Below are 14,521 nucleotides of genomic sequence, written 5' to 3'. Positions count from 1 at the left end.
CTGATACGGCAAGTTATTAAAGAAGATATTTAAGTAACCTATATCTATATGTAAAACAATGTCATTGTAGGCATATATCTTTTGAGATGCCCTCAATATAGGCATAGAATTTAATTAGCTATTTTAAAAGAACAAATATTCTATTATTTTTTATCTATAAGATATACTACATTAGAATGTAGTAGACAATATATAAAATAGATCAATATAATCTTTATTGTAAAAATAGTAAAAATACAAAGCAAGGGGGAATACTTATATATATCATTGAAAAAATTAAAAATTAATGATCATATTAACAAACATCAATCACTGTCTCACCCAAGAAATTCTTCTTAACTTTTTTTAACAGGAGTTTATTTAAATCGACATCTATATGTAATTTAAAATTTAGAATGCATGTTTCCAATTATAAATATTTTGAAAAATGTAAATAATTCTGATTTAAGTCGATGACTTGCCGATTGAGTATATCTAATGAGCCATTGTTGTCTATAATATCATCCGCAACAGAAATTCGTGACCAAGATGTTGCTTGAGCACGAATAATTTTATTAACTTCATGATAAGTAATCTGATCGCGTTTTGCAGTTCTTTTGATTTGTAATTTAAGATCAATATCTGTCAATAAGATACGATTGGCATAACATTGTAAATTATTTTCTATTAAAAGTGGAACTACCCACAAACACCATGAAGATTGTGAAAATGCTAACTGAGCATGAGAATCCCGACAAATAATGGGATGTAATAAATTATTAACCCATAATCTATCTTCTTTAGAATTAAAAATTTTTTTTCGTAACAAGGGGCGATTTACAATCCAATCTTTTATAAATATTTTTTTACCAAAATATTTATATATTGCCATTAACACTTCCCGATTTGTTAGAAGAATCTGGCGTGAAATACAATCAGAGTCAACAATGTTTACACCTAACTTAGCAAACATATTTGCAATAGTAGTTTTTCCGCTACCAATGCCACCTGTTAAAGCTACAATATAAGACATAAATTTAATATCTCGTAATCTAACTAATAATCTATGTATAATGCAATAAATAACTTACATCACTTTTTAAAAAAATCGGTGATATTTGAATATCAATTTATTGTTTTGATTTTGAGATGTTCAGGATAAATCAGAATTACTTATGATGCATAAAACAACTATAATTATTAAGAGTTAGATCTCTTACGTAAAGTACTTTTATACAAATTCAAAACTTAATCATTAGAAATGCAAAATATATTTTTTAGCCAAGTAGACAATTTTTCACATAATCAAGACTATTCTCTTACGATAATAAGTTATACGCTAATTAACAAAGAAACACTAACAGAAGTATCTCTATTTTGTAGAGATAACTTTTGACTAATATTTTTCCTAATAAAATCTTATAACGTTTTTGGTTGAGAAAGCTTTAGCACCTACCCATAAGCATCTACTAACTTATATATTTTTTAGAAAATATAGAATCTATTGTATGATACAATAAGGATTTATAAAATCATTATTAATACTCGAGTTATATGACCTACAGAATCCTTTTATAGCAATGGAGTTAATTGCAATATTTAAAAATAAATAGCATGTAGATAGATGATATCTAATGCTACTTTCAATCAATTTATAAAAGATTGTTAATTAAAACTAAATAAATCAAATTATATCAATCTGAAGATACACAATACAATATAATTATATTTCAAGTATATACAACAACATATAAAATAAGGTTATAAAAATTTTTGTTAACTTTTATTCTTCGTATATATATTAATCTATAAAACTTAAAAATATATCAACATAAGAGATTCAATAGATGTTATAAGTAAAATACTTAATAGACTATTTAATACAATGAATAGATAGATATCATCTACCTGAAATTATATATCATATTATGATTAGGCTTTTATATAAAACTTCAAGCTGACTCTACTAATATAAAAGAATTATTTTTAACATAAAAACACGCAATTTAAAAAAAAGATCTAACTCTATTTTCAAGAATTGTAAAAATTATTAAAAAATTTCCTTCTAAAATATTTTACATAAATCCATATTTAAGAGGTTAATCATACATTGTACAAATATTATTTTTATCACTCAAATCAAATTCAGAGTAATTTTTATTAAAAATATTTTAATATATGATATTTAAAAATATATCAATATATTATATTGCTTAATTTTTGAACTATTATATAATATAAAAATATATTATTGTAGTTATCTATAAAAATCATAATTCTGCAGTCAAAGTGATTCGTGACTGTTCTTCAAAAAAAACGCTGAATTTACTATTCACATGAATCTAACCAACCCAAAAAGATCCTTTTATAAATCTATTTATATATAATACTCACTAATTAGTGTAAAATATACAGATGTTTTACACTTTTAAGATATATTAAGTTTCATAATTAGTTCTATTACAGCTACTAAAAAACTATTAAACATAATCTAATAATTAAAATGTAAAATATAGTGGTCATTTTCGATACACTTAGAGTAATATATAAAATATAAATTATTATACTCTTATATCAATTGATGCTTAATAGCACTCATTCAGAATTAAGCTATTTTATTATTCTGATTCACAGTAAGAACAATAATAAAAATGATTAAAAGTATAGAAAGGTCATAATCAAAATAAAAAATATTTTATCTTGATTAGATTTTATATATTTGGTGTTTTTTGATATTTTTATTTGTTTTGTGCAATATTTACTTATAACTTCAAAAAAAAACATTATTACACTTAGCTATTACGCTAGATACAACAAGAACATGATCTGAGAATATTTTTAGCATGAAATTACCAATTTACCTCGATTATGCCGCCACTACACCCACCGATCCACGTGTAGTAGAAAAAATGCTACAATATTTTACTCTAGATGGTAATTTTGGCAACCCATCTTCTAGATCTCACCAATTTGGTTGGCGAGCAGAAGAAGCAGTCGATATTGCCAGAAATCAGATAGCAGAGCTTATTGGGGCTGACTCAAGAGAAATTATTTTTACTTCCGGCGCAACTGAGTCTAATAATCTAGCTATTAAAGGTGCGGCAAATTTTTATCGTAAAAAGGGTCTGCATCTTATTACCACGAAAACTGAACATAAAACGGTGCTAGATACTTGCGCTTATTTGGAGTCTGAAGGTTTTCATATCACTTATCTTGATCCATCGCGCAATGGTATTTTTTTATTAGAACACCTACAGCAATCATTACGTCCAGACACTATACTTGTTTCTATTATGCATGTTAATAATGAAATTGGTATTATACAAGATATTACTGCTATCGGAAAAATCTGCAGAGAACATGGCGTGATCTTCCATGTTGATGCGACGCAAAGTATTGGAAAACTACCTATTAACCTGAAGCACCTAAAAATTGATCTTATGTCATTTTCAGCACATAAGATATACGGGCCAAAAGGTATTGGAGCTCTTTTTGTTCGAAATCAGCCACGTATTTATCTATCTGCGCAAATTCACGGTGGTGGGCATGAGCGTGGCATGAGATCCGGTACACTACCAGTGCATCAAATTGTTGGCATGGGTAAAGCATGCGCGATTGCTAAAGATACAATGGAAAAAGAGATGCTGCGTATTTGCAAACTACGCGCACAACTTTGGAAAGGTATTGAAAATATTCAAACAGTATCTCTTAATGGGTCTTTGAATCAAGGAGCAGGGCATATTTTAAATATTAGTTTTCATAATATCAGTAAAACTGCATTGCTAATATCACTAAAAGATCTAGCCATTTCTAACGGATCTGCTTGCCTTTCTAGCAGCCTCAAACCTTCTTATGTTCTGACAGCTCTTGGTATAAACCGAGAGGTCGCACTGAATTCTATTCGATTTTCTTTTGGGCGCTTTACTACTCAAGAAGAAATTAGTTACGCGGTTGATTTAATAAATAAAATTAATAATCAATAATGGCACTGCAATTATGAATATTCAACTAAAAGTTCAAAACTATTACATGACCTCTCAGCAACGAGATATTCGCAAACCTTTTAATTAGATAATTGTATAAAAGATATAATGTTTTATACATTATTTATTATAACAAATGATTGCATTGTTATAATAAAAAATAATTTAACAGAAAAAAATTTTTTGGTAAGGTTTTATATAAATAAAAAACACACTCCATAGCATTTTTACAAAATCATCGCTCTCTCTTCTATATAGATTCTAGCTATCTCTTACTAATTATTAATACAATTATTTACTATAGTGTCCATTCTATAGCCTTATAAGCTGAGCTAACTCAATAATAGGTTGTGGGTAAATCCCAAATATTATAGAAAGCAGAGCGAATAAAACAACCATCATATCACCTACCTGTAACACTGAATGATGCTGCTGTGGTGATAAATATTTTACAGATTCGTTGGGCTCCAAATATAAACTAATAATAATACGCAGATAATAGTATAACCCAATAGCACTTCCGAACACCATTGCTATTGTTACGGCCCATAGGTGAGCATAAACTCCTAAAGATATCAGGTAAAACTTACCTATAAAACCAAAAGTTATAGGGATGCCAGCAAGTGAAAACATTGTTACTGTCAAAGCAATTGCTAAAATAGGATTACGCCAAAACAAACCACGACAAGAAGATAGCGATTCAGAAAAATCATTTTTTGCGTCCAACAGAAGACTAACTACACCAAAAGCTCCCAAGGTGCTAAAAAGATAACTTACGAGATAAACAGCAGAAGCTTCTAATGATAACTCAGAATACCGTATTGCAATTAAAGTAATTAATAGATACCCAAAATGTGCTATAGATGAATACCCTAAAATACGTTTAATATTTTTTTGCCTCAGAGCCATCAAATTTCCAAATAAAATAGATGCTACTGCTAATATAGTTAATATAAAATATATACATTCAAAATTTTTTATAGATGTATAAATAAATAAACGCATTAAAACACTAAATACTGCTATTTTACTAGTACTTGCCAAAAAGGTCCCTACTGAAGAAGGTGCTCCTTGATACACATCTGGCGTCCAAAGATGAAAAGGTACTAATGAAAGCTTGAATCCAAAACTAACAATCATTAAAGAAAAACCTGCTATAATTAATGCTTCTGAACTTAAACTATTACTTTTTGAATAAATTAATCCATCAAAACCAAGACTTCCTGTATGTGCATAAACTAGCGCTATTCCCAAAAGAAGAAATGCAGAAGAAGCAATAGATAATATTGCATATTTTAAAGTTGCCTCTAAAGAATAACCAATATTTACCCCATAACCTACTAAACCAACTAGCGGCAAAGAAAGCAATTCGATACCAATAAATAATGATGAAAAATGATTAGCGCTAACTAGAACTACACCACCCAATGTAGAAAGAATAATAAGTAAGTAAAATTCTTCACGGTTTTTAGGATATCCCCTTATCCATGGATAAGAAAAAATGCAGGCAGATAAACTTGAAAGAATCACCAAACTAGTATAAAAAATTGAGTATCTATCTACTCGAAGTAGCGGAGTAACCTCTCCAGATCCCGCCTGCGCTACAAAATATAAAGAAAGAAATGCCAAACTAAAACCGAAAAAGGCAATAGAAGCACAAAGATGATGATTACGCTTTAAGCTAATACTTAGCATCATGATTACTACTGTGATACTAAGGATTAATAACGGCATAATCAGAGTTAATTGTTGATTCATGACTGTCATAATAACTTACGATCTTATTGTGAGCATAGTAGTGTTGAGTAATTTCTGAATATGTTCCATAGAAGAATAAGAGGTATCCAGGATTGTCTGGGGGTATAAACCTAAAAAGATTAGTAAAAATAATAGCGACAAAATAGTAATCAGCTCGCGAGGTGACATGTCATGCAATAGTATTTCTGATTTTGATTTGCCATAATAAGTTTTTTGCATCATAACTAAAGAGTATATAGCAGAGAATACTAGACTACATGAAGCAATTATAATAATCCATGGCGCTATATAAAAACCTCCCATGAAAATCATAAATTCACCAATAAAATTACCTGTGCCAGGAAATCCAATATTTGCCATAGAAAAAAATAAAGATAATCCAGGAAGCCATTTAATTCTTGACCATAAGCCACCCATATATCGCATATCGCAAGTATGCAAACGCTCATAAAGTTGGCCGGCAATAATAAATAGCGCAGCAGCAGACAAACCATGTGCGATCATGTGAATAACAGCTCCTTGATATGCTATCAAATTTCCTGTATATATTGCAATAAGTAAAAAACCCATATGGGAAATTGAAGTGCAAGCAATCAAGCGCTTAATGTCATTCTGCGAAAAAGCCATCCAGGCTCCATAAAATATACTAATAATTCCCAACCACATAGCAATGGGAGCAAATATGGTAGATGCATGAGGAAATAACGGCAAAACAAAACGTAATAAACCATAAGTAGCAGTTTTTAATACAATGCCAGACAATTCGACTGAACCAGCAGTGGGAGAGCAACTATGCACGTCTTGCAGCCAACCATGTAAAGGCACGACTGGTATTTTTACTGCAAATGCAATAAAAAAACCCATCATTAATACTTGTTGAACTCTAAGTGACATAGGAGTCTGTAATAAATTTTCATAATAAAAAGTTAAATCTCCTGTTGCTGAATAATGAACAAAAACTAAGCCTATAATAGCCATAAGCATCAGCAATCCACTTGCTTGTGTATATATAAAAAACTTAGTAGCAGCAGACACACGATCTCTATCATCTGTAGATCGATTTCCCCACAGCGCAATTAAAAAATACATTGGAACTAACATCATTTCCCAAAAAAAGAAAAATAAAAATAAATCGACAGCAAGAAATACACCAATCACTCCTCCTAATAACCAGAGCAAATTTAGGTGAAACCAACCATGGCATTTATTGATCTCTCTCCATGAACATAAAATTGCCAAAAAACCTAATAAACTCGTAAGAGTCACCATTAATAATGACAAACCATCGATAGCTAAAGAAAAAGTAATACCAAATCGAGGAATCCAAGGCATAGTAAACTGACTTTTCCACTGTAAACCGCTATGTATCTGCGATAACTCATTTTCACTATGTGTCCAGAGTATCAGCGAAAGAGCTAGTGTAAACCCCATGGTGATTAAAGCTATCCAGCGAGGCTTGTGAGTTCCAAAAGACTCCGAAAAACAACAAAGTAATCCACCCATAAAAGGTAATGCAATAAGCCAAGGTAATAACATGATAATAATTCTTCTTTGATTTTTGAGACAATCTGGCTATATCTTTTTCCATTTAGACATAACCTGAATTGAACTTATGTATTTTTTTATTCACCGAAAATGTTTAAAACACAGCCTTTGAGAAAATAAATAATGTGTCCTTTACAAATAAAATCTAAATCTAAGCGTATATCATTAAATTTGATCATAATATTTGATAGACGATCATTAGATAAAAAATAAAATATTGATTTTGAATATTTTATCTTAATATTATTAATGTAAGTAGAAAAACAGCACCGCAACTCATTACAACCAAATGCCAACGTACATAACTACTTTCAGTAATAATTAAGCCCTTGCTACTGCTATGTGCTACATAAGCCAAACTATTTACTGCCATGGCTAATGGGTCATTTGACAATACTTTTGCAACTTTTAGATATGTCTGAGTAAAAACTTTATGATATAACCAATCAAAACCCCACCCAGATAACCACCATATCCTTAAAAAACGTCCTAATTTACTGCGCGCAATATTCTGTAAATGTACTGAAGGACCTAACCATAATAGAGCTGATATTACACAACCTGTCATTACTATGGCGCTTGAAGTGATTTTTAGACAAAATAAATGATCATTTATCAACATGCTACTGTTTGGAAACACTGCCTTGAGCGACGGAAAAAACAAAGCTCCTATTACACTTGAAAGTAAAGATAAAATAACTAAAGGTATATAATACATTAAATTCGGTGAGATTTGTGCATATAGATTTTTTAATTCACCATGAAATACCAAAAAAATCATTCGACATGTATAAAGTGATGTTATCAATGACCCAACTAACCCAACAAGCATTAACATTACATATCCATGATCTAATGCTGCTGACAAAATACTTTCTTTACTAAAAAAACCTGATGTAATTAGTGGAAATGCCATTAAGGAAGAACCTCCAATAATAAAACAAGAATAAATTAAAGGAGCCTTAAAGCGTAAGCCTCCCATCTTAAATATGTTTTGCTCATGGTTACAAGCAATAATAAGGGATGCAGAAGAAAGAAATAATAACGCTTTAAAAAATGCATGCGTCATTAAATGAAAAATGGCTGGCTGCCAAGCTTGAACGCCTAACGCCAAAAACATATATCCTATTTGGCTCATAGTTGAATAAGCTAATACACGTTTAATATCAATTTGCACTAAAGCAGAGAGACCAGCTAAAAGTATAGTCATCGCCCCAATTATACCTACTAAATAAAGAATTTTTGGTGTTAACAAAAACAGAACATGTGTACGAGCAATTAAATATACACCGGCCGTTACCATAGTTGCAGCATGAATTAACGCAGAAACTGGAGTTGGACCAACCATCGCATCAGCCAACCAAGTCTGTAATGGCAGCTGAGCAGATTTTCCGACCGCTCCCACTAATAGCATAAAGGTAATCCATGGCAGCATGTGCAAATTCTTAAAAGAGGAGTCTTCTAGAACTAATTCTCCGATGTTATCAAAATTGAAAGTATGTGTTAAACTATAAAGCATTAAAAGTGCAATCAAGAGACAAACATCCCCAACACGAGTTAGAATAAAAGCTTTTAAAGCTGCTGCGCCATACTCTGGATTGGTATAATAAAAACCTATTAATAAATACGAGCAAAGGCCCACGCCTTCCCACCCAAGATACAGTAAAACTAAATTATCCGCTAAAATTAACACAAGCATACTGGCAATGAAAAGATTAGTATACGCGAAAAATCGTGAGTAACCCTCTGCGCCTTTCATATACCAAGATGCAAAAATATAAATTAAAAATCCAACCCCAGTTACTATAGAAAGCAAAGTCAATGAAAGTCTATCTAACACTAAACTAACATCTACCCTAAGCATCTCTATATCAATCCAAGTCCATAAATTTTGATTAAATACTTCTTGCTTGCTACTTAAAAAGTCATAACCAATATAAGCTGTTATCAGTACTGTTAAACTAATTGATATAAGACTAATAACAGAACTAAAAGTCTCTGATACGCGACCAGAAGAGCAAGAGAGACATAAGAAACCCATGAATGGGCATAGTATAGTAAAATAAAGAAGATTCATTTACGCATCCCGCTTACTGTATCAATATCAAGGTTTTTGGTGCGATAATAGAGCTGCAGTAACAAAGCAAGACCAATACTAGTTTCAGCCGCTGACAAGCTAATAGCAAAAATAAACATAATCTGTCCATCCGCTTGATTCCAATAACTACCTGCCACTACCAACGCTAATGCTGCAGCATTGAGCATAATCTCTAGACTGATTAACATGAATAGCAAATTACGACGAATCATAACACCAGTTAATCCAAGGCAAAATAAAGATGTCGCCAAAATCAACCCATGATGTAAAGGAATCAAAACTACTTCTCCAATTGATTTTTAAAAGTATTTTTATGTGAAGTAGATAATCGTTTCTTTTGCAATATTACACCTGTTTGTCGTGAATCCTGTCCAATATGACATCCTACAATAAGACCAGATAGAAGCAGCATGGAGATTAATTCAACCGATAGCGCATAAGGGCCAAATAGCTTTATACCTACTTGTTTTCCGTCAATCATAATACAACACATATCAGAAGTGTTTCTTAATAAAATGGAATATGAAATAATCAAAAATAATAAAAAGGACAAGAATCCTGGACCAATCCATACTCGTGGTGGAAGCCAGGTCGTCTCTTCTCTTATAATACTGTCGCTGAGATTTAACATCATTACTGAAAACATGAACAATACTACTATTGCCCCCGCATAGATAATAATTTCAAGGGCGGCGGTAAAATAGGCGCCAACTGAAAACAAGACACCAGATACAGCTACGAATGATATAATTAAGTGCAATAATGCATGTATTGGTTTTTTATGCCAAATAACACGCATAGTTGTAAGAACAGCTGTTAACCCGCAAATATAAAACAAACATTCCATGCCTGCATCCTTCATTAAGGTAACAAGCTCTTAACATTAACAGGCTGAGCCTCTTGTTCAGCAAAACCTTTACCCTTGCCTGAAATTTCCATACCTGACATCCTATAGAAGTTATATTGTGGATACTTTCCTGGGCCAGAAATTAATAAGTGTTGTTTTTCATATATTAAATCTTGACGATTAAAATCACTCAATTCAATATCTGGAATTAATTGAATCGCAGTAGTTGGACAGGCCTCTTCACATAATCCGCAAAAAATACATCGCGAAAAATTAATACGAAAAAATTCTGGATACCAGCGCCCATCTTCCATTTCAGACTTTTGTAATGCAATACACCCGACTGGACAAGCTACTGCACAAAGATTACAAGCTACACAACGCTCAAGGCCATCTGGATCGCGTGTTAAAATAATACGTCCACGGTAACGAGATGAAAGAACCAAAGGTTCTTCAGGATACATTAAAGTTTCTCGCTTAGCAAATACGTTTTTACCCATTAGCCACATGCTACGCAGAATTGTAATAAGTCCGATGACAATATTCTTCAATGTCATTATCAATATCCTATTGACTATGCTCTATATAAGATCACTGCAGCAGTTACAAGAAGATTTACAAGTGTTAATGGTAAACAAACCGTCCAACCGAACCGCATTACCTGATCATACCGAGGTCGTGGCAATGAAGCACGAATCAAAACAAACATAATTATAAAGAACACTGTTTTTAATACAAACCAAACTATTGGAAAAAAATACGGACCATGCCATCCACCAAAAAATAATGTAACAATTAATGAAGATACAGTAATAATGCCAATATATTCTCCAATAAAAAATAATCCAAACTTTATACCAGAATATTCAATGTGATATCCATCAGCTAATTCCTGTTCAGATTCCGGCTGATCAAATGGATGTCGATGACATACAGCAAGGCTAGCTATAAAGAAGGTTAAAAAACCAAAAAACTGAGGAATAATATTCCAAATATGTTTTTGACTACCAACAATAACAAGCATGTTAAAAGATCCAGCCTGCGCTACTACACCCATCAAAGATAACCCAAGAAAAACCTCATAACTTAAGGTCTGCGCAGAAGCACGTATAGCACCTAAAAGGGAATATTTATTATTACTAGACCACCCGGCAAAAAGTACTGAATAAACCCCTAACCCTGCCATAATTAAAAAAAACAATATACCAATATTGAGATTAGATCCCATCCAGTTTGGTGTAATAGGGACTATTGCCATTGCCATTAGCAAAGATGTAAATGCAATAATTGGTGCTAATATAAAGATTATCTGATCTGAAAAAGGCGGAATCCAATCTTCTTTAAAAAAAATTTTTATCATATCGGCCGCTAATTGTAGTGAACCTCCCCAGCCTACACGATTTGGACCATAACGGTTCTGAAATAAGCCTAAAAGACGTCTTTCAGCAAAACTCATTAAAGCGCCGCAGATCACCACAACGCAGAGTATCACTAAAGATTTTATAATAGCGATAATAATAGCGAGTTTGGTATTTGTTAGCCAAATCATGGCTTAGTCACTGTCTGAAAATTATACACACCTTCTCCGCACAAAAAGAGACCAAAACCAGGAAACCCAAGAGGTAATCCTATTTGCCCAGACTGTAAGTTATTTGAAAAATATACTGGCAATACGAAATCTTCACCTTGACAACTAAAAAATAAAGTAGCACCCTCTTGTATCTTAAGTTGTATCGAATCCTGAGCATTCATAATTATATATGGTTTTGGCATGCGCTCTCGAATAACTTTTGAGCGTTGACTTAGCTCCTCACTACCAAAAATATGAAAATAAGGTGTGATGCGCCAGCAATGATTTTGCCTTATGAAAGCAGAAGGAATATCCGTAAACCAACTTAGCGTTGCTTTATCTGACGAAATTAGTCGTACACCCAAAGAATCATCAAATAACTGCTTATCCACTATATTTTTAAATTTATTGAGTGATTGTGAAGAATTCCAGCCTGGAGCCCAAGAAAAAGGAATCTGTACATGATTATCAGGTAATGGATTGCTGCCTTCCATAGAAAAAGAAAACATACTGTCTTTATCTTGTGGTTGTTGTGGTTCATGAACGCTAATATTAGCCAGCATTGCAGTACGCCCACTAAAACGATGTGGCGAACGCGCTAATTTCTGACCATGCATGCGAAAACTAGAATCTGGTGACGCTTTCTTTATACCAGCCAATTGCGGAACTTCTTTAATGCAAGCGTTAATTACATCATCTAATAGATTACAGTCTACTTTTCGACCATACATAGCTTTTTTTATCATATTTAACCAGCACCAACTAGAAAACACTTGAGCTGTATTATCATAAAAAGACGGATCGTAAACCTGAAAAAACCTCTGAGCACGACCTTCTTGACTAACAACAGTGCCGTGACTTTCTGCAAAACTTGCGCTAGATAAAACCAAATTGGCTTTTTTAGTCGTCTGAGTATTTTGATGATCAAGAACAATAATGTTTTTTGTATGTCTTAAGGAAAGATCTATTAGATCCCTTGATATATGACGATACAGATTGTTTTCTAAAATAATGACTGAATCTGCCTCACCACTGGCTAACGCATCTAATGCCTTATCTAGTGAAAACCCCCCAATTAAACCAACCCCTATACTATTTACTTCTGAAGTCAAAAAGCTAATACCTACTTCTTTTTTATTCCCCATTAAAGATTTCGCAATATTTGCTGCCGCCTGAATAATGGCCTCATTTCCAGAATTAGATCCTGAAATAATAAGTGGTTTTTTAGCACTATCTAACGCTTTTGCAATGATAGCTATTTGATGAATTAAGTCTTTATCTAGACCACTTACTTTTGGAGCACTTGCATCTAGTTGATGGGCTATAGCAAATCCTAGCCTAGCTTGATCTTCTATTGGAGCATAGTAACTCCAAGTAGCAACATCATCTAATCTAGTTTTATCTACATTGGTTACAAATAAAGGATATTTAGAATTTAGGCTCATATTGAGGATTGCAGAACTATCCCAAGTAGCGACTTTTTGTCTTTCTGCCATTACACGAGCCTTACCTTTAATGGCCTGACGTACTGCAAGTGCCATTCTCGCCCCTGTTTGGGTTATATCTTCCCCGAGAACTAATATTGCATCATAATTTTCAATTTCAAAAAGTGAAGGGGTATATATTCCACTATTTTGCAATATTTTAATAATTAAATTTATACACGCTTGTTCAGATAATGTCATGCCAGTAGAAAAATTAGCTGCTCCTACTATGGATAATAAAGAAAAATTGCTTTCTATACTGGCACGTGGTGAACCGATGCCAATAATCTTTTTTGCTTGACGAAGATTATTTGATAAAATATCTAGTGCTTCGTTAGTGTTCAGTAGTGTCCAATTTGTTCCATGACGCTGCATAGGCTGACGTGGGCGATTTTTTAAATTCAAGTAACCATAACCAAATCGGCCTCGGTCACAAAGAAAGTAACGATTTACCATGCCATTATATCTATTTTCAACACGACGTAATTCCCCGTATCGTTCACCGAGGCTAATATTACAACCAAGACTACACTGCTGGCAAATACTTGGAGCAAACTGCATATCCCATTTACGATTATAATGCGCAGAATGCGTTTTATCAGTAAAGACTCCCGTTGGGCAAACTTCTACTAGATTCCCTGAAAACTCATTTTCTAATATGCCATCCTCAGTGCGACCAAAGTACACATTATCACTCACCCCATATACACCAAGATCTGTTCCATCTGAGTAATTTTTATAGAATCGTATGCAACGATAACAAGTAATACAACGATTCATTTCATGAGAAATAAATGGCCCAAGATACTGATTCAGATGAGTTCGCTTGGTAAAACGATAACGACGCAAAATATGACCATTCATTACGGTCATATCTTGCAAATGACAGTGCCCCCCTTCTTCACACACTGGACAATCATGTGGGTGGTTAATCATCAGCCATTCTGAAACACTTTTTCTAAACTCTTTTGCGTCATCATCATTAATTGAAATCCACATGCCATTATTGACTGGCGTCATACAAGACATCACGAGACGCCCATGATCATCCTTCTCGTCCTGATATTGTTTAACTGCACATTGACGGCAAGCGCCAACACTACCTAACGCTGGATGCCAACAAAAATACGGGATATCTAATCCTAAAGATAAACAAACATGCAGTAAATTGCCTGTATCATTAACCTGATATTTTGTACCGTCTATATATATAATTACAGGCATAATATCTATACTTCCATGAGGCTCATTCTATTA

General features: G+C 32.8%; 9 protein-coding genes and 1 pseudogene. 1 reads left to right on the top strand and 9 read right to left on the bottom strand.

Translation table 11 applies throughout. The features are described from left to right. Nucleotides 1-409 precede the first annotated feature (409 nt). Complete coding sequence (gene coaE / locus ERCISPPA3004_RS00340; protein ID WP_157990165.1) at nt 410-1,012, bottom strand: dephospho-CoA kinase; 603 nt, start codon at nt 1,010-1,012, stop codon at nt 410-412. A 1,810-nt stretch (nt 1,013-2,822) separates the two neighbouring features. On the opposite strand from coaE, the pseudogene ERCISPPA3004_RS00335 reads away from it, so the two are divergent. Next, nucleotides 2,823-3,947, top strand: a pseudogene (locus tag ERCISPPA3004_RS00335) (IscS subfamily cysteine desulfurase); the annotation flags it as partial. A 327-nt stretch (nt 3,948-4,274) separates the two neighbouring features. Here ERCISPPA3004_RS00335 and nuoN read toward each other — a convergent pair. From nuoN to nuoG, 8 genes are all read right to left on the bottom strand, one after another. Next, nucleotides 4,275-5,729 carry an NADH-quinone oxidoreductase subunit NuoN gene (gene nuoN, locus ERCISPPA3004_RS00330; RefSeq protein ID WP_157990163.1) on the bottom strand — a complete coding sequence of 485 codons (1,455 nt, stop codon included), beginning with the start codon at nt 5,727-5,729 and terminating at the stop codon, nt 4,275-4,277. A gap of 6 nt (nt 5,730-5,735) precedes the next feature. Beyond that, nucleotides 5,736-7,256 (bottom strand): NADH-quinone oxidoreductase subunit M, encoded by a 1,521-nt coding sequence (gene nuoM / locus ERCISPPA3004_RS00325; RefSeq protein ID WP_157990162.1) that lies wholly within the window; start codon nt 7,254-7,256, stop codon nt 5,736-5,738. Between the two features lie 241 nt (nt 7,257-7,497). Then, entirely contained in the window at nt 7,498-9,342 is a 1,845-nt protein-coding gene (nuoL, locus tag ERCISPPA3004_RS00320; RefSeq protein WP_157990161.1) for an NADH-quinone oxidoreductase subunit L, read from the bottom strand. Beyond that, nucleotides 9,339-9,641 (bottom strand): NADH-quinone oxidoreductase subunit NuoK, encoded by a 303-nt coding sequence (gene nuoK / locus ERCISPPA3004_RS00315; RefSeq protein WP_157990160.1) that lies wholly within the window; start codon nt 9,639-9,641, stop codon nt 9,339-9,341. Before nuoK ends, nuoL begins: the two co-directional genes overlap by 4 nt. Before the next feature lie 2 nt (nt 9,642-9,643). Continuing rightward, on the bottom strand, nt 9,644-10,210 hold the full coding sequence (nuoJ, locus tag ERCISPPA3004_RS00310; protein ID WP_157990657.1) for an NADH-quinone oxidoreductase subunit J: 567 nt from the start codon (nt 10,208-10,210) through the stop codon (nt 9,644-9,646). A gap of 14 nt (nt 10,211-10,224) precedes the next feature. Beyond that, nucleotides 10,225-10,767 carry an NADH-quinone oxidoreductase subunit NuoI gene (gene nuoI / locus ERCISPPA3004_RS00305; protein ID WP_157990159.1) on the bottom strand — a complete coding sequence of 181 codons (543 nt, stop codon included), beginning with the start codon at nt 10,765-10,767 and terminating at the stop codon, nt 10,225-10,227. 17 nt (nt 10,768-10,784) lie between these two features. Next, nucleotides 10,785-11,759 (bottom strand): NADH-quinone oxidoreductase subunit NuoH, encoded by a 975-nt coding sequence (nuoH, locus tag ERCISPPA3004_RS00300; RefSeq protein ID WP_157990158.1) that lies wholly within the window; start codon nt 11,757-11,759, stop codon nt 10,785-10,787. Continuing rightward, nucleotides 11,756-14,488, bottom strand: a complete 2,733-nt coding sequence (gene nuoG / locus ERCISPPA3004_RS00295; RefSeq protein WP_157990157.1) for an NADH-quinone oxidoreductase subunit NuoG — start codon at nt 14,486-14,488, stop codon at nt 11,756-11,758. Before nuoG ends, nuoH begins: the two co-directional genes overlap by 4 nt. Nucleotides 14,489-14,521 lie beyond the last annotated feature (33 nt).

Origin of the sequence: Candidatus Erwinia haradaeae (genome assembly GCF_900698995.1) — a bacterium.
Taxonomy (GTDB): domain Bacteria; phylum Pseudomonadota; class Gammaproteobacteria; order Enterobacterales; family Enterobacteriaceae; genus Erwinia_E; species Erwinia_E haradaeae_C.
The sequence above is the reverse complement of the archived record's forward strand: the minus strand, read 5'-3'. Positions and strand labels throughout refer to the sequence as shown.

Coding starts and splice junctions, on each gene's coding strand:
- coaE (WP_157990165.1), bottom strand. CDS start 1,012: ATGTCTTATATTGTAGCTTTAACAGGTGGCATTGGTAGCGGAAAAACT.
- nuoN (WP_157990163.1), bottom strand. CDS start 5,729: ATGACAGTCATGAATCAACAATTAACTCTGATTATGCCGTTATTAATC.
- nuoM (WP_157990162.1), bottom strand. CDS start 7,256: ATGTTATTACCTTGGCTTATTGCATTACCTTTTATGGGTGGATTACTT.
- nuoL (WP_157990161.1), bottom strand. CDS start 9,342: ATGAATCTTCTTTATTTTACTATACTATGCCCATTCATGGGTTTCTTA.
- nuoJ (WP_157990657.1), bottom strand. CDS start 10,210: ATGGAATGTTTGTTTTATATTTGCGGGTTAACAGCTGTTCTTACAACT.
- nuoI (WP_157990159.1), bottom strand. CDS start 10,767: ATGACATTGAAGAATATTGTCATCGGACTTATTACAATTCTGCGTAGC.
- nuoH (WP_157990158.1), bottom strand. CDS start 11,759: ATGATTTGGCTAACAAATACCAAACTCGCTATTATTATCGCTATTATA.
- nuoG (WP_157990157.1), bottom strand. CDS start 14,488: ATGCCTGTAATTATATATATAGACGGTACAAAATATCAGGTTAATGAT.